General features: G+C 56.1%; 17 protein-coding genes. 8 read left to right on the top strand and 9 right to left on the bottom strand.

What is annotated here, in order from left to right:
* Nucleotides 1-48 precede the first annotated feature (48 nt).
* The 5 genes from AC27VJ_RS09460 (at nucleotide 49) to AC27VJ_RS09440 (ending at nucleotide 4433) form a co-directional block, all read left to right on the top strand.
* Nucleotides 49-1041 carry an RluA family pseudouridine synthase gene (locus tag AC27VJ_RS09460; RefSeq protein WP_113088193.1) on the top strand — a complete coding sequence of 331 codons (993 nt, stop codon included), beginning with the start codon at nucleotides 49-51 and terminating at the stop codon, nucleotides 1039-1041.
* Nucleotides 1038-1694 (top strand): HAD-IA family hydrolase, encoded by a 657-nt coding sequence (locus AC27VJ_RS09455; RefSeq protein ID WP_488683829.1) that lies wholly within the window; start codon nucleotides 1038-1040, stop codon nucleotides 1692-1694. Before AC27VJ_RS09460 ends, AC27VJ_RS09455 begins: the two co-directional genes overlap by 4 nt.
* A 12-nt stretch (nucleotides 1695-1706) precedes the next feature.
* Nucleotides 1707-2504 (top strand): ATP12 family chaperone protein, encoded by a 798-nt coding sequence (locus tag AC27VJ_RS09450; RefSeq protein ID WP_488683828.1) that lies wholly within the window; start codon nucleotides 1707-1709, stop codon nucleotides 2502-2504.
* Nucleotides 2505-2575: 71 nt separating this feature from the next.
* On the top strand, nucleotides 2576-3067 hold the full coding sequence (locus tag AC27VJ_RS09445; protein ID WP_113088196.1) for a hypothetical protein: 492 nt from the start codon (nucleotides 2576-2578) through the stop codon (nucleotides 3065-3067).
* A 55-nt stretch (nucleotides 3068-3122) separates the two neighbouring features.
* Entirely contained in the window at nucleotides 3123-4433 is a 1311-nt protein-coding gene (locus AC27VJ_RS09440; protein WP_488683827.1) for an alpha/beta hydrolase family protein, read from the top strand.
* A gap of 9 nt (nucleotides 4434-4442) precedes the next feature.
* Here AC27VJ_RS09440 and fghA read toward each other — a convergent pair whose 3' ends face one another.
* From fghA to AC27VJ_RS09410, 6 genes are all read right to left on the bottom strand, one after another.
* The gene (fghA, locus tag AC27VJ_RS09435) at nucleotides 4443-5276 is read right to left on the bottom strand and encodes an S-formylglutathione hydrolase (protein ID WP_488683826.1); all 834 of its coding nucleotides are present in this window, start codon (nucleotides 5274-5276) and stop codon (nucleotides 4443-4445) included.
* 28 nt (nucleotides 5277-5304) lie between these two features.
* Nucleotides 5305-5967: a DUF1345 domain-containing protein gene (locus AC27VJ_RS09430; protein WP_488683825.1), complete on the bottom strand. Its 663-nt coding sequence runs from the start codon at nucleotides 5965-5967 to the stop codon at nucleotides 5305-5307.
* A gap of 20 nt (nucleotides 5968-5987) precedes the next feature.
* Complete coding sequence (locus AC27VJ_RS09425) at nucleotides 5988-6434, bottom strand: YaiI/YqxD family protein (RefSeq protein ID WP_113088199.1); 447 nt, start codon at nucleotides 6432-6434, stop codon at nucleotides 5988-5990.
* Between the two features lie 79 nt (nucleotides 6435-6513).
* Nucleotides 6514-7734 carry an MFS transporter gene (locus tag AC27VJ_RS09420; protein ID WP_488683824.1) on the bottom strand — a complete coding sequence of 407 codons (1221 nt, stop codon included), beginning with the start codon at nucleotides 7732-7734 and terminating at the stop codon, nucleotides 6514-6516.
* A 109-nt stretch (nucleotides 7735-7843) separates the two neighbouring features.
* On the bottom strand, nucleotides 7844-8263 hold the full coding sequence (locus tag AC27VJ_RS09415; RefSeq protein ID WP_488683823.1) for a hypothetical protein: 420 nt from the start codon (nucleotides 8261-8263) through the stop codon (nucleotides 7844-7846).
* Nucleotides 8264-8702: 439 nt separating this feature from the next.
* The gene (locus AC27VJ_RS09410) at nucleotides 8703-9110 is read right to left on the bottom strand and encodes an ASCH domain-containing protein (protein WP_488683822.1); all 408 of its coding nucleotides are present in this window, start codon (nucleotides 9108-9110) and stop codon (nucleotides 8703-8705) included.
* Between the two features lie 90 nt (nucleotides 9111-9200).
* Between AC27VJ_RS09410 and AC27VJ_RS09405 the strand changes: the two genes are divergently transcribed.
* The gene (locus AC27VJ_RS09405) at nucleotides 9201-10307 is read left to right on the top strand and encodes a hypothetical protein (protein ID WP_488683821.1); all 1107 of its coding nucleotides are present in this window, start codon (nucleotides 9201-9203) and stop codon (nucleotides 10305-10307) included.
* 46 nt (nucleotides 10308-10353) lie between these two features.
* Nucleotides 10354-10836, top strand: coding sequence for a GNAT family N-acetyltransferase (locus AC27VJ_RS09400; protein WP_488683820.1), 483 nt, complete (start codon nucleotides 10354-10356; stop codon nucleotides 10834-10836).
* Here the strand turns inward: AC27VJ_RS09400 and AC27VJ_RS09395 are convergent.
* Complete coding sequence (locus tag AC27VJ_RS09395) at nucleotides 10826-11332, bottom strand: AAA family ATPase (RefSeq protein ID WP_488683819.1); 507 nt, start codon at nucleotides 11330-11332, stop codon at nucleotides 10826-10828. The genes AC27VJ_RS09400 and AC27VJ_RS09395 overlap by 11 nt on opposite strands.
* A gap of 281 nt (nucleotides 11333-11613) precedes the next feature.
* Between AC27VJ_RS09395 and AC27VJ_RS09390 the strand changes: the two genes are divergently transcribed.
* Nucleotides 11614-12642 carry a hypothetical protein gene (locus AC27VJ_RS09390; protein ID WP_488683818.1) on the top strand — a complete coding sequence of 343 codons (1029 nt, stop codon included), beginning with the start codon at nucleotides 11614-11616 and terminating at the stop codon, nucleotides 12640-12642.
* 550 nt (nucleotides 12643-13192) lie between these two features.
* On the opposite strand, the gene AC27VJ_RS09385 is transcribed toward AC27VJ_RS09390, so the two are convergent.
* Together AC27VJ_RS09385 and AC27VJ_RS09380 are read right to left on the bottom strand one after the other, a co-directional pair.
* Nucleotides 13193-13543 carry a hypothetical protein gene (locus AC27VJ_RS09385; protein WP_488683817.1) on the bottom strand — a complete coding sequence of 117 codons (351 nt, stop codon included), beginning with the start codon at nucleotides 13541-13543 and terminating at the stop codon, nucleotides 13193-13195.
* Between the two features lie 128 nt (nucleotides 13544-13671).
* Nucleotides 13672-14226: a TetR/AcrR family transcriptional regulator gene (locus AC27VJ_RS09380; protein WP_488683816.1), complete on the bottom strand. Its 555-nt coding sequence runs from the start codon at nucleotides 14224-14226 to the stop codon at nucleotides 13672-13674.
* Nucleotides 14227-14505 lie beyond the last annotated feature (279 nt).

Raw genomic sequence — 14505 nt, 5'->3', positions numbered from 1 at the left:
ACCGCACGCTGACGATGCGGACGCGAGAAAAGAAAGAACGGATTAGCCATGGCAGGTATCGAGCACATCAAGGTTGAGCCCGAAGAGGGCGGAATGCGCCTCGATCGCTGGTTCAAGATCCACTATCCCGGCCTCGGCTTCGGGCCGCTGCAAAAGCTGCTGCGCTCCGGTCAGGTGCGTGTGGATGGTGGCCGCGTGAAAACCGATGCGCGCGTGGAAGCCGGGCAGACCGTTCGCGTGCCGCCACTGGATGTCGATTCCAAGGTCAAGGGCGGGCCGATCAGCTCGACCGACCTCAAGAACTCCGACGATGTCGATCTGTTGAAGCGCATGCTGCTGCATGAAGACGAGAAGGTTTTCGTTTTCAACAAGCCCGCCGGTATTGCCGTGCAGGGCGGCTCCGGCATCAACCGCCATATCGATGGTTTGCTGGAAGCATGGACAAGTTCCAAGGGCGAAAAGCCGCGCCTTGTTCACCGCATCGACCGCGACACATCTGGCGTTCTCGTCGTCGCCCGCACCAGAGGTGCCGCGCAGAAACTGACGGCAGCGTTTCGCGAGCGTGATACCAAGAAGACCTACTGGTCCTTGGTGAAGGGCGTGCCGCGCAAACATCAGGACAAGATTTCGACCTGGCTGGTTAAGGAACAGACGCCAGATGGCGACCGTATGCGCATCGCCAAGCATGGTGAGGAGGGGGCCGACCACGCGGTTTCCTATTACCGTGTCATCGATACTGCTGCGCAGAACCTGGCATGGCTGGAAATGGAGCCCTATACGGGCCGCACGCACCAGCTGCGTGTACACGCTCTGCATATGGGCCATCCAATCATCGGCGATCCGAAATATTACATCGAAGACGTCAACTGGGATTTCCCGGGTGGCGTTCAGAAACGCCTGCATCTGCATGCGCGAAAGATCGACATTCCGCACCCATCCGGCGGACGCCTGCGCGTGACGGCACCTTTGCCACCACACATGGTGCAGACATGGAACCTGCTGGGTCTTGATGTTGCCGATGGTGACAGGGACGACGAATGAAACTGGTTCTGTTCGATTGCGATGGCACGCTGGTCGATAGCGTAGGCCTCATCCATGAGGTCATGGCCCGTACCTTCGTTCATTTCGGCTATGACCGCCCGGACGTCTTACTGACGAAATCCATCATCGGCCTGACGCTGGATATCGCGATTGCCCGCATGCAGGGCAAACCGCATGTGGATGACGAAGCGACCGCGATGACGGCCCATTACAAGGCCATCTTTGCGGAAGTGCGGTCAGAGGACGGTTTTCAGGAACCATTGTTCGATGGCATCAGCGCTATGATCGAGACGCTGGCGCAACGTGAAGAGCTGTTGATGGGAGCGGTAACGGGCAAGTCCCGCCGCGGCCTGAACCTCATCATGGACACGCATGGTTTCCGTCCGCATTTCATCGTTTCGCGCACGGCAGACGATTGCCCCTCCAAGCCGCATCCGGCCATGGTGACGGAATGCTGTGACGAAACCGGCATGGTTCCCGCCGATACTATTGTTATCGGCGATGCCATTTACGATATGCAGATGGCAAAGGCGGCGGGTGCCAAGGCGATTGGCGTTGCCTGGGGCTATGCCTCCGTTGACGATCTCTGGAAGGCCGGAGCCGACGCCATCGTCAACCATCCAAGCGAAATTCCCGGCCATATTCCGGGCTGATGAGGACGTATCATGCGTGACCTGTTGAATGATCTGACGGAAGGCTTGAGCCACCCGGACCCCATTCGCCGTTCCCAAATCCAGATGCAGAAGCCTTTGCCGAAGCGTTTCTACAAGGATGTCACTGTTGGTGAGACGGAGGAGGGTGCGTTCAGCGTTCTTCTGGACGGTAAAACCATGCGCACCCCGGCCAAGAGCCCCTTGGCCGTGCCCACCCGCGCGCTTGCCCAGTTGCTGTGCGACGAATGGGATGCACAGGCCGAAGTCATCGATCCGACGGTCATGCCGGTTTCTCGCCACATCAATACGGCCATCGATGGCATTGCCAGCGATACACAGGCGGTGTTTGAGGATATTCTGCGCTTCTCATCCAGCGATCTTCTTTGCTACCGGGCGGGCGAGCCGGAGGCACTGGTGGCGCGTCAGTCCGAGCAATGGGATCCGATCATCGACTGGGCATCCCATACGCTGGGCGCGCGGTTCATTCTCGTCGAAGGCGTCATGCATCAGGAGCAGCCGCGCGAAGCGATTGCCGCCTTCGCCGTGACGCTTAGGAAATACGATACACCCATCGAACTGGCTGCCCTACACACCATGACAACGCTGACCGGCTCCGCCATTCTGGCGCTTGCCTTGTCCGAGGGTGAACGTAGTCTGGAAGAGGTCTGGGCGCTGGCGCATCTGGACGAAGACTGGACCGCCGAGCAATGGGGCGAGGATGAGGAAGCGCAGGAAAGACGCGCAAAGCGGCTCCTGGAAATGCGCGCCGCCGTCCATGTTCTTACCGCTGCAAGAGATGGCAGAGCGTAACGCTTTAACGCTTTTCTAACCGTAAATGTTGATGATGGATGCGGAACCTGACGTAAGGGGAAGCGTCTATCATGCACCACTCGCTGAAGCGCCTTGGCATCATTTTGCTGGCGTCTCTTGCGCTCATGTCTTTCAGGCTGGAGCCTGAGACGAGCGACGGCGAAAGGCTGCTTTACGACGTGCGCGGCGCCTTCGTCGCAGCGCGGCCGGATATCTCCGCTGAACTGATGCAATCCATCCAGTACCAGATGTCGAATGCGATCAAGTCCACCACGCGGGACAGAACGCGCCCGCGCGTGGTGCTGACCATCCGCCTCATCTCCGTCACCAAGGGCTCCTTCATCTTCGGTGAACGCGCCTCGGCCCGCGTGGTGGTACGCGCTGCCGCCGTGCAGACGGGCGAGGTGGTCGCAGAGTCGGCCTTTACCGCCAACATTCTCGGCATCGACAAATCCGCCATAGAGCAGGAACTCGCCTACGGCATTGCCGAGCGCGTCATCGCCGAGTTCCGCCTCAACCGCCCTGCGTCGCTGGCAACGGCCTTGTTTCCGGGCCGGTTTTAATTCACCGTCATATCCTTGGGTTAGGGGGAGTGCGTCGTGGCCGCAGGAGCATATGATGAAATTGATTGGCGTCGTTGGTTTAGCAATTCTGGTTCTTATGCCCCTTCATGCTTCAGCCACTGAAAACCGTATAGATCGCATCCGACCCGATGCCCCTAAACTGGCGCCCTATGGCAGCTATCCGGTTGGCGTGCGAACGATTACGGCGCTCAATCCGGACCAGATAGATGTCGTCAATATCCAGCCCGGAAAGCCGCTTCCCCGTTACGACCGCAAGCTGGTTCTGGAGGTCTGGTATCCGGCCAAAAATGCAGGGCAGGGTGGAGACTACAGAGTCTTCCTGCGCGACGGGAAGACCGAGGTTTCCATTGCAGGGCAGGCGCAGAGAGATGCCGAACCGCGCAAGGAAGACGGCAAATCATTCCCGCTGATTATCATTTCCCACGGCTATCCCGGCAACCGTTATCTGATGAGCCCGCTTGCAGAAAATCTGGCAAGCAAGGGCTATGTCGTCGCCTCCATCGACCATACCGACAGCACCTACAACGACCAGCGCGCCTTCGGCAGCACATTGGTCAACCGCCCGCTCGACCAGCGCTTTGCCTTGCAGGAAATGGCACGGCTGAGTGGAGCGACTGATGGCTTCCTATCCGGCCTCGTCGATGTCTCGCGAACCGGGCTGATCGGCTATTCCATGGGTGGATATGGCGCGGTCGTCACGGCTGGCGCTGGCGTCTCGGCAAAAGCAGTTGCGGCGGACTGGAGCGCCAAGGAAGGTGCGCTCGCTATCCATCAGGCGGGATCGAAAGAGCATACTGACCTTTTCGACCCGCGCTTCAAGGCCATCATCGCCATCGCCCCCTGGGGCATGCAGCGCGATATGTGGGATGCGCAGGGGCTTTCGGAAATCAAGGTTCCGGTCCTCTTCATGGCTGGTAGTGCGGATGATGTTTCGGATTACCAGAAAGGCATACGCCGGATTTTCGAAGGCAAAATGCCGGTTGACCGTTACCTGCTGACCTTCGCCGATGCCAACCACAATGCGGCAGCCACCATGCCAGCCCCGGTAGAAAGCTGGACCTTCAACAAAGACCTGGGCTTCGCGCCGTTCGAACATTACGCCGATCCGGTCTGGGACACGGTGCGCATGAACAACATCGCCCAGCATTTCGCGACGGTCTGGTTCGATCTCAAGCTGAAGAACGATCAGAGCAAAGCGCCGTATCTCGATCTGGTCGAAGATTCGGACAAGGGCGTGTGGGCCGCCAACAAGGATGGCAGCCTGAAACCGGAGCATAGCTACTGGAAAGGCTTTGCCAACCGCACCGCAAAGGGCCTGCGGCTGGAACACCGCAAGCCAGACTGATGCCGCGTATCAGCCAAGACGCTCCGCATGCCATTTCAGATGGTCATCCATGAAGGTCGATATGAAATAATAGGAGTGGTCATAACGCTCGTGCATGCGCAGCGTCAGCGCAATGTCCGTTCCCTTGATCGCTTCTTCGAACAGCCAGGGGCGCAGACCCTTTTCGAGGAAGTTGTCGGCCTTGCCCTGATCGATCAGGAATTTCGGGAAGCACGCGCCATCTTCCACCAGCGCGCAGGCATCGTATTGACGCCACGCGGCCTTGTCTTCGCCCAGATATTTCTCGAAGGCAGGTTCCGACCAGTCAGCGGAGGAGGGCGCGACGATGGGGGCGAAGGCGGAGCAGCTTTTAAAGCGATCCGGGTTTTTCAGCGCAATCGTCATCGCGCCATGGCCGCCCATGGAATGGCCGAAAATGCCCTGGCGGCTCATATTCACCCGGAACTGCTCCGCGATCAGCGCCGGTAATTCCTCCGTGATGTAGCTATACATCTGATAATGCTCGGCCCAGGGCTCCTGCGTGGCGTTGAGATAGAAGCCAGCGCCCTTGCCCATCTGCCAGTTTGTCAGCTCATCAGCCACATCATTGCCGCGCGGGCTGGTATCGGGGCAGACCACGATCAAGCCCAGCTCCGACGCCATGCGGCGATATTCGCCCTTGTCCATGACATTGGCATGGGTGCAGGTCAGACCGGAGAGATACCACAAAACCGGGCAGGGCTCCTTGATTGCTTTCGGTGGCACATAGACGGCAAAGGTCATCTCGCACTTCGTAACGTCTGAATCATGCGCAAAAACGCCCTGCATGCCGCCAAAGGCGGAGTTTTGAGAGATGATTTTCATGAGGCTATTCCTTGTATGAAGACTGTATTCAGCCCGCCAGCGATACGGCGGCGTTGACAGCCGCTGCGACGAGAACGGTGTTGAAAAAGAACGAGACGATGGAGTGCAGCAGCACCACCTTGCGCATAGAGGTCGTGGTAACGGCGACATCAGACGTCTGTGCCGTCATGCCGATGACGACGGAGAAGTAGAGAAATTCATAAATTCCCGGATCGTCCGTATTCGGAAAATCCATTCCGCCACGCGGTTGCTTCCTCTCATGCGCTTTGGAAGGCCGCCAGAAGAGGTGGGCGTAATGGAGCGCCGTCATCGTATGAATGGTGAGCCAGCCGAAGAAGACCGATAAAAACGCAAGAGCGAGCGACCACACGGTTTCACCTGCCGAGTGATTGAGCGCAATGAACAGGGATGCGACGGAAACACTGACCGCCAGAAAGGTAATGGCGATGATGGCGATTGCTGGCAGATCGTCGCTGTCGGCATGCGCCTTCATATGTGCAGCGGTGAGGCGAGGCAGGTGGAAACAGATGATTGCGAGATAGGTCAGAAAGAACGCGATGGCTGCGCCTTCCACCGCCAGAGACGGTATGACGACGAGCAGCCCCACTAGAACCAGTGCACTGAGCGCAACAGCGATCAGAAACGGCCGATGTCTGGAGTAATTGCTGACCTTCTGCTGCGGTGTTTTCATGGATATATCTCCAACCCGGCCTATTTTTTGACCCGACGGCACATGCGGTCAAGCGTTTCCAGAAATTGCGAGCGGTCACGCGGTGAGAAGGCGGCGTTATAGCCCTTGCTCTCACCGGTTTCCCGCAAGTGTGCGCCAAGATCACGCATGGCCGTTGCCATGCCGATATTGCTTTTATCGAAGATGCGCCCGGTCGGTCCCGTTACCTGCGCGCCATTGGCAACGCATCGCCCCGCCAAAGGAACGTCAGCAGTGATGACGATATCGTCCTCTCCCGCATGTTCCGCAATCCAATCATCGGCAGCATCGAAAGACGCAGAAACGATGACGTTCTTCACCATCGGATCGCGCGAAGGACGCAGACCGGAATTGGCAACGAATGTCACCTCCAGCCCGTGGCGCTCAGCTACCTTCAAAATCTCCGGCTTTACGGGGCACGCATCGGCATCAACATAAATCTGCGGCATCAACACTTCTTCTCAAACAAACTCACACAGTCTTTTAGAAGCGCAGCCTCAATTTCCCAAGAGCAATTTGCGTGAACGACTACGTAGCCGCTTGCACTGCCGCGGCGTCGCTGCGCAAAGCCACCTCCGCCACCACAAGCGCGGTGATGCCCGCAGCGAAAAAGCCCACTGATAGATATACGACCGTCCCATCATAAAGCTGGCCGAAAACAAGGGCGAAGAGTGTCGAAACAAGGCTCGACCCCGAGGCGATGATGGATGCACCGAAGCCCGCGATCTGTCCGAGTGATTGCATGGCCAAGGCATTCAGATTGCCGAACAGCAGACCCATGGTGAAAAAGGTGATGAAGAGCATCATGAGAAAGGCGGGAAAGGGCAGGTGGTTTCCGTAAGCGATGGAAGCAATCATCATCACGAAGGTAACACTTGCCAGACCGAAGAAAGCACCGCGCGCCATGGCCTCCATGCCAAAGCGCTGAACGAGCCTCGCATTCATGAAGAAGGCCAGCGCCATGGAAATGGCGAGCCCGGCAAAATAGAAGGGCAGGGTCTCTGCAACGCCATAGGCATCATAAAAGATGTCGGCAGCCGTGCTGAGATAGAGCAGTTGCGCGCCGAAGACGAGGCCACTCGCCACAAACAGCAACGTCACGCGGCGGTTGGAAAGGATGCGAAGGCCATTGGCCACAAGCAGGCGCGGGCGAAATGGAATGCGCCGCGCAGCAGGCAATGTTTCCGGATGCCGAATTGCCAGCCAAAGGCCTAGAGCGAGGGAAATTACCAAATAGGCGACGAAGACACTGCGCCATCCCGCAATGGAAATCAGTCCCTGCGCAAGTGCCGGGGCAATCATCGGCACCAGAATGAAGAGGGTGAACATGAAGGACATGACACGCGCCATGGCATTGCCTTCGAACTGATCACTGATCATGGCGCGCGTCGCGATCTTCGGGCCGGACACACCGATGCCCTGCAAAAAACGCCCGACAATGACCATCTCCAGTGAATTCGCCAGCATCGCGATGACGGTGCCACAGAGGTAGATGCCGAGCCCGAACAGAAGCGCACGCTTCCGTCCAATCGCATCGGATATCGGCCCCAGCAACAACTCGCCAAATGCCATGCCAAAGATGAACAGCGAAATGACGTGCTGGGTGGAGAGCAGCGGTGGCGTGCCGAGTTCGGCTCCAATCGCGCGCAAGCCGGGCAACAGGGCGTCGATGCTAAGCGAGGTCAAGGACGTGAGGAGTGCGTAGAGGACGAGGCGTTCGCGAAATTGCATGGAGATGAAACGAGCCATTGTAGAAAAGGATCAGAACAACCTATATGAAATGCGTAAGGCCACAATGGTTTGATATCATTGAAATTTCTGAATACTCAGCTTTATTGTGTTCAAGCTCCCGAGCAGATCACCGAACGATCAGAAAAACATCGCCGATCTTGCGTCGAGGCTTCAGAACCGCTTCGATTTCCACGCCGTTGTCACCATGGAAGATTTCAAACGACCTTTGGTTCTGCAGACTGATCCGCGATCGACCAGATACAAACGAGCAGTCGTCAGAACACTTAATAACCATCGTGCCAAGCTCACCATCTTGCTGTCGCTTGAGTGTGATGGAAAGTTTGATACGAGGCTCAGCGTTGGAAATCACATCACACTCTTCATTCACCCGGCACATGGCCGTTCCTAAAAAGGGGGCCGCGGTGCCAACAAGCATGATTGCTGCCTGAATATGACGGATCCCGGCATTTTCTGTCTGAGCGAAGGTGGGCGACGCCGATCCCAAGACAAGCAGAAGCATCAGTTGAATAAGTCGACGGAGGCTCATTACGGCAGCCCTTGGTCCATTTCTGACGCCATCTGCGTCAACATGGCTGATGTTACATGCGGCAATTACGATGTAGTGATCTCAGCGATACCGTAACGTAATGGCTGGAAATATTCAAAATGTCAGACTGGGTAGATTGGTTTCCGATTGTCTTCTTTCCGTTGAAGATACTCGTATTGGGCACGGGCATGTTCTTCTCCATCAAGTGGCACTACGATCAAGGGAAGAACAAGAAGTAATGAGACCAGCGGACTGTAGGCGTCCAACGATCGTTGGCGTCAACGCAGCAGTCATGGTATTACGGGCATAGACACCTTGCCGAGCGCTCACTGAATTCATTAAATAATTTCAACTAAATCGGTGACTTCATTGCCGGTTACGCAGTTGTTGTTTGCCGAACGTGATCAATTTCGAGGGATGAGCGTGAAAACATCATGGCTTAATCACCGGAGCGAACATCAAACCTTCCGACCTGACCTAAACGTTCGCCCCCCAAATTCACCCAGATCACGGCGCCCGCAGGGTGACGGTATGGAGTTGGAACTTCATATGCGACTGCCGCAGCAAAAATCCATCCGTATGTCTTTCGATATGGGATATCAGCGGTATCCCAATCAACGCGAACTCGGTGTTCGTCCATACTCAGTGCGAGATCGGATCGTGTGAAAGGCCCTCTCACGTCGACGAGCGAAGCTTCTCCGATGACGAGCCCAGTTCCGGCGCGGATGATGGCGGTTCTACCCCGGTGCGCGGTCTTGGCGCCGCGCAATTCCATCGTCTTACGGCCCTCTACAAGAGCGGACGCCCAAGGTTCGCGTACGAGGAGACCTTTGTTCGGGAGCTGCACTGTCTGTCCTTTCGGTCGAATCCCCTGGTCCCAGCTTAACGAAGTATTTGAACATGCAACATAGGGTGGAAGAAAGGGGGGCGAATCCTTATGACTGGAAGTGTTGCGTTATGGTATGAGCGGACGACGACGCCGCCTACGGGAGACCGTGCCAAGGTAGAGGTCCACTTCAATCTTTGGCGGCACATTCAAAGCAGCCATGACTCGAACTTCCTCGACGTCGGCCTTCTCATATCGGACGCCTACGAGCTGAAGACGATGACCTTCTTCGTGCCCGCTGCTGTGGCTTTGGATAAGATCGAAGACCTGAGTCCCAGACTTCGAGACAACAAGCTACTAAGTGCCGTCTTCAACGACGTGGTAACGCAAAGCGGTTCGTCCGGCGACACGAGCTTCACCGTAGCGACACGGGGCAAAAAGCATTTTCTAACTTTCCATGGCGTCGACTTGGAGAAGGATGTGATTTGGTCTCAGTCCGAACCGACGAATTCACGGTCGGGAGTGAAACTTGAGTTCAACACCACCTTCTGTTCGCGGCTTCGTGCGCCGGGCAGACACTACATTCGCCTACGGTTCAATCTCACCGATGAGACAGCCACCGAGTTCAGTACAAGTCGTGCAAGCCAAGGCGGGTTCGTAGCGAGCACCCTGTGGAGCGAAGAATTCACCGAGCTTCGTTTCAACGAGATGAGAAACCTTCCCGAGAGCGTATTGTCGCAGATTGATTCCACGACCTCAGAAACCTTCGACGTCACCGCAGCGCATTGCTTCATCATCCGCGATCTAACTTTCGAGCTCGTCGCTTCGCATGGTGCCATGCAGAAGATGAGGAGGATGGAGGCCAATCTTTGGGAGGGCTATCTTCCGACCGAGTTGTCGTACGTCGATATCGGCAACATGATGATCTATCACTGGAGGGCCGTTTCGGGGCCGGTGGAAAACTTCGTCTCGCTTGCGAGGTTCAGGGCACCGCGGGGCAACATTCCATACTACTTCATAGGCGTCGTGCTTCTGGGCGCCCTCGGGAGCGCGGTCGAGGACATATTAGCGAGTTGGTACAAAGGTGGTGTTTGGGGTGCGTTCATGGCCTCCGCTTGGATCGCGTTTGCGATGGCCGTCGTGCTCGCTTTCGCGTTCCGGTCTTGGCTCATTTCATCTGCGAAAAAGTTTATTTCATGTGGCTGTAGCAGGTCGTGACTTTCGTGGTTCCAGTGCTTAGATTGAGACAAAAGAGGTAGTCATTATGATCGAGTCCCGCACCAACATCTCACATGGCCTTGGTATGGCCCGTCCGTCGGAGTCGGCCGAGGTCTATTCATGCCTGAGCCATCTGGAATGCTACTATCCTGATTTCGAGCGCTGGTATTGGGGCACAGTCGTTCCTGGCATCACAGAAGGCACGAGGATGGTTCGCGTCGTCCGTCGCGACGACGAGATCATCGCCGCGCTGATCGCCAAGCGCGAACGCGGGGAGCGTAAGCTGTGCACTTTGTGGGTGCGTCCTGATTTCATGGGGCACGGCGTCGGCGTGCGCCTAATAAAAGAGGGCAGGCGCTGGGTCGGAGAAGCGTCTCCTCTAGCGACGGTTCCGGAAGAGCGCATGCCGGAGCTTGGAGACATCCTCGTCAGGATGGGCTTCGTGCTCACCCAGAAGCTTGACTCCTTCTATCGCCCAGGGAAGGCTGAGTTCGTCTTCAACGGTCGCCTTGCGACACTCAACTCGTAGCCAGAGCTTCGTATAAAGCTCTCAGATCGCCGCTCCGCACACGGCCGAAACGCGCACCGCGTGCTTTGGCCCACTCTCTCGACGCGGCCAGTTCCAAGGCCTGCAGATTCCGAACCACGGTTTCGTTGGTCGACTTCCCCTTTATGGCGCGACGCATCGCAAGTTGCGCATGGTCGTCCTCAATGAACACGATTGTTTTGATCGGAAGCTCGGCAAAGAGGTGTGTGACGGAAATGGCAAAGTTGTCCTCGTCTTCAACGGTCGCGTGTCCGTCAACGATGAGGGCGTCGCCGTGCTCGAGTGCGAGTATGCGGATTTCCTCCTTTAGGACTTCCTGGTTTGCGATGACGTCTTCTTTCGAAAGAGATTGAATTGGCCGATCATGCCTCTGAAGGATAGCGCTCGCTCTGGCGTAAACGTAGCTGGGAACGGTAGCGACGAAGCGCTCGATCGTGTAGGTCTTTCCTACGCCTGATATGCCAGTCACGAGTATCATCAGTTCTGGGCCTCACCATTACGACCTTGGCTGTAGCCCAGCAACGAGCTTCCTTCAAGCGCAACACCTCGCCACCTCCGTTGATTGCGCGCGGAAACAACGTCACTCCATTCCGCCAAGCGTAAACTGACGTTCTCTCAAAACGGGCCTCACAGATGAACATCCTTTGGCGCAGATGAACTGGCTGTTTTGTGTATGTTTTCCACAAAGGCGTCACAACTACGCATTGAGAATCTGGCCTGATCAACTATTTTTAGCGTGCGTCATAAGGGAGCATCATTATGGCATCGCATTCATCGTCCGTTACGGAGCAGTGGCAAACTTGGTGGATCGTGACCGGACCTCAGCTCCCTCGCGAGGAGTTCAGATTCTCGGATCGTATTGTTCTTGCGCCCCTCACGGATGTCGAATTCGAAAGTGCTAAAAAGGGGCGCCCTCCAGTGATGAAGATGGAGGCTTCGTTTGACTCTCAACTTATCTGTTATCCACCACGCGATGAGGTGCAAAGCCGCCACCGCCTTCAGATCGACGTCGAGGCATCGAATGCCGATGAGGCCTCGAATGTCGCGCAACGCATAGCTGACAGGCTGCTTCTGAGCTTGAGCCTGTCGGTTCCCGGCAGGCGCTATCATGCTGAACTTCGCAAGCTTCGGCGTGTCGGAGAGCAGCAAGAGGTTACTGCATGGTCGCAGTCGGCTTCAATATCCATGTTTCACGAGCCAGATACATTGTCCGAGGAGGACCTAACTGAGGTCAGGTGGCTTTTCTCTACCATAGACAAGGATTCAGTCGCGGAAAACGCATACATCCATTTGCTGACGGCTTGGCAACTCCAGAGCACTGCCGGTGCGAAACCGTTGCAGCGTTCGATCCTTCAGCACTACATCCTTTGTGTTGAAGCGATCGTCAACGGCGTTATGACATCGATACGAAAGGAGAGGTCGGACAGCATAAAACAGGAAGAACGAAAATTCGCTACAGACTTCGCCGATACTCTTTCCAAGCGCGCCGATAAGCCCGAAGCAATCCGTCAAGCATCGACCGAACTGCGGAAAATAGGGCTCATCAACATGTTGCCGTCAATCGCCACGGTTTCTTCAATTCTGCGGATACCTGACGATGTGAAGGATCAGGCCGTAAATCTATATCGATTTCGCTCGAGCAATCTGAGTCATCCAGGCCGCGATAAACCTGATGCGTTCAGAGAGTGGCTGGCCATGGGCCCAACCGTTGATAAGTTCTGCTTGGCAGATACCGTAGCACGTAGTTTTCTTGCGGCCTACTGCCGACACAAAGCTTACGCCGAGTAACCGCGAATGCTGTCCGCCCAGTTACACTTTAATAAGGTCGTTAGGCATAGACCTCGTTGGCTCAGCTTGGTAGATTGTACCTGTCGAGGTGGTCTATGATGAAATCGAAGAGGTCCTGCCTCGCCCCGTCCGGCATCTGCTCGGGGTCCGGGATTTCGAATTCGGTTTGATTGGGATCGACGCACATAAAGTTACTGGCGCGGGTTCGTGCGGAACGAGGAACGATACCTCTCCGACTTTTAAACTCTGCCCAATACCCACCAGAGGATTATTTGGATCCTCCGACAGAACTCCCAAGCTGTCACCACCCCAGTGGCGATTATATTCGTGTTCGTTCCAATGAAAGCGAATGAGGCTGGGGTGTTTGCGCAAGCCAGGCAAAGGCTGATCGGTGTGTCGTTGTCTTCAACTTCCATCGCGCGACCCAACATTCAGACTGACTAAAACCGCAGTACGGCGACGTCGCTTGTTGGGCGCGACCGCTGCTCAAGTCTCGCACGTCAAGTTGCTAGATTGGCGAGAAAGCAGCGGGCAGAAGCTTCGCACTAAATCATTTGATGCCCAGCGACTTTTCCGTCGCATGCATCTGGTCGCTGTTCTTATCGGCGTCAGTGAGCGTTTGCTCGAGGGCGTTGTCGTATGAAACGCGACCGAACTCGATGGTAGCACCCACGCCCAGGGAGATGATCCCAATGACCACCGCAGCAATGGGAAATCCCAAGGATTCCTTTGCCTCCAACGCATCTTTGATTGCCCAGCCGGCCGCACCAATCGCGACAAGCAAGGACGCCCAGCCTGGCGCTCCGAAAGGACTTGTTGCTGCCGAATAGACCGCTTTTAGCGCAAGCAGAAGCGAAAGCAGGATTAGACAAACTGCGGCGATTTTCAAAAAGCTAGTCATTGTTGCAGAGCCTTATCAAAGCTGGAGAGCGGCGGAGTGTATTCGCCGCGTTGAGGATGGATTGAAATTAGAATGGTGTAACTATCTTGCGCGAAGCAGACGGCCGCCCTCAAAGAAGACTACATCAGTCAAACGCTTTCGTAGGCGTGCATTGCCCGGTCGAAGACGCCGATGTCGTCACGTCCCCGTGCGACCAACTGAGCGCCTTCGATGGCTGCAAAGATCGCCACCGACCTGTCGCGAACTTCGTCCGCAGACAGGCTCGGATCGTTGCGAGACATCATCCTGCTCAACCAGGCTACGTTGACGTCGGTGAAATTGTCCACTTCGGCACAGACCTCTGGAGGAAGGTCACCGTACTCCGCCGCCATGATCCCGCACAAGCACATGCGGTTGTTGTTCACCAACGCCGAGCGGAAGATGGCGGTGTATTGCTTGCAGGTTTCGGCAACCTCGCTGCCCTTCGCCTCGATCTCATTGAAATAGGTCGTCGCATCCTCGGAGTACCGCGGAGCCAGCGTGGCACAGAGGTCGTCCTTCGTCGGGAAATGATAGTGGATGCTCGCGCTCTTGGCCCCGATGGCCTTTGCGATTTCGCGAAACGACAGGAAGTTGCAGCCATGGCTCTGCACCATCGACCGGCCGACGGTAATGATCTGCTCTTTGGTGTCAGCGTCACTCATCTGCCATTTCCAATTATATCTTATCGACAGATAAAGCCTCTAAGCAATAAAATCCAGACTCCCTTGCTGCGACGTCTGGTAAATCCGCCAGCAGGGCCACGGCGTTCTTTGCGGCCGTGTGCCCTTACAAATGTATCCGCACAAGGCGGGAACGTGGTCCCGCGCGGATCCGTCGTCAGGACTTCAAAAATCGACAAGAGGTCTGCGTTCAGTTTGCCCTTCAGTGTCGGTCGACGCGTGGCAACAAAGTCCTCTACTCGCTCAACCGAAACCACTCCA

This window comes from Agrobacterium sp. 20P9.1.2, from assembly GCF_057799395.1.
This window is presented reverse-complemented; position numbering and strand designations above follow the sequence as displayed.

What these genes read in the sequence shown, in the direction of transcription:
- AC27VJ_RS09460 (WP_113088193.1), top strand. Translation starts at nt 49, where the DNA reads ATGGCAGGTATCGAGCACATCAAGGTTGAGCCCGAAGAGGGCGGAATG.
- AC27VJ_RS09455 (WP_488683829.1), top strand. Translation starts at nt 1,038, where the DNA reads ATGAAACTGGTTCTGTTCGATTGCGATGGCACGCTGGTCGATAGCGTA.
- AC27VJ_RS09450 (WP_488683828.1), top strand. Translation starts at nt 1,707, where the DNA reads ATGCGTGACCTGTTGAATGATCTGACGGAAGGCTTGAGCCACCCGGAC.
- AC27VJ_RS09445 (WP_113088196.1), top strand. Translation starts at nt 2,576, where the DNA reads ATGCACCACTCGCTGAAGCGCCTTGGCATCATTTTGCTGGCGTCTCTT.
- AC27VJ_RS09440 (WP_488683827.1), top strand. Translation starts at nt 3,123, where the DNA reads ATGAAATTGATTGGCGTCGTTGGTTTAGCAATTCTGGTTCTTATGCCC.
- fghA (WP_488683826.1), bottom strand. Translation starts at nt 5,276, where the DNA reads ATGAAAATCATCTCTCAAAACTCCGCCTTTGGCGGCATGCAGGGCGTT.
- AC27VJ_RS09430 (WP_488683825.1), bottom strand. Translation starts at nt 5,967, where the DNA reads ATGAAAACACCGCAGCAGAAGGTCAGCAATTACTCCAGACATCGGCCG.
- AC27VJ_RS09425 (WP_113088199.1), bottom strand. Translation starts at nt 6,434, where the DNA reads ATGCCGCAGATTTATGTTGATGCCGATGCGTGCCCCGTAAAGCCGGAG.
- AC27VJ_RS09420 (WP_488683824.1), bottom strand. Translation starts at nt 7,734, where the DNA reads ATGGCTCGTTTCATCTCCATGCAATTTCGCGAACGCCTCGTCCTCTAC.
- AC27VJ_RS09415 (WP_488683823.1), bottom strand. Translation starts at nt 8,263, where the DNA reads ATGAGCCTCCGTCGACTTATTCAACTGATGCTTCTGCTTGTCTTGGGA.
- AC27VJ_RS09405 (WP_488683821.1), top strand. Translation starts at nt 9,201, where the DNA reads ATGACTGGAAGTGTTGCGTTATGGTATGAGCGGACGACGACGCCGCCT.
- AC27VJ_RS09400 (WP_488683820.1), top strand. Translation starts at nt 10,354, where the DNA reads ATGATCGAGTCCCGCACCAACATCTCACATGGCCTTGGTATGGCCCGT.
- AC27VJ_RS09395 (WP_488683819.1), bottom strand. Translation starts at nt 11,332, where the DNA reads ATGATACTCGTGACTGGCATATCAGGCGTAGGAAAGACCTACACGATC.
- AC27VJ_RS09390 (WP_488683818.1), top strand. Translation starts at nt 11,614, where the DNA reads ATGGCATCGCATTCATCGTCCGTTACGGAGCAGTGGCAAACTTGGTGG.
- AC27VJ_RS09385 (WP_488683817.1), bottom strand. Translation starts at nt 13,543, where the DNA reads ATGACTAGCTTTTTGAAAATCGCCGCAGTTTGTCTAATCCTGCTTTCG.
- AC27VJ_RS09380 (WP_488683816.1), bottom strand. Translation starts at nt 14,226, where the DNA reads ATGAGTGACGCTGACACCAAAGAGCAGATCATTACCGTCGGCCGGTCG.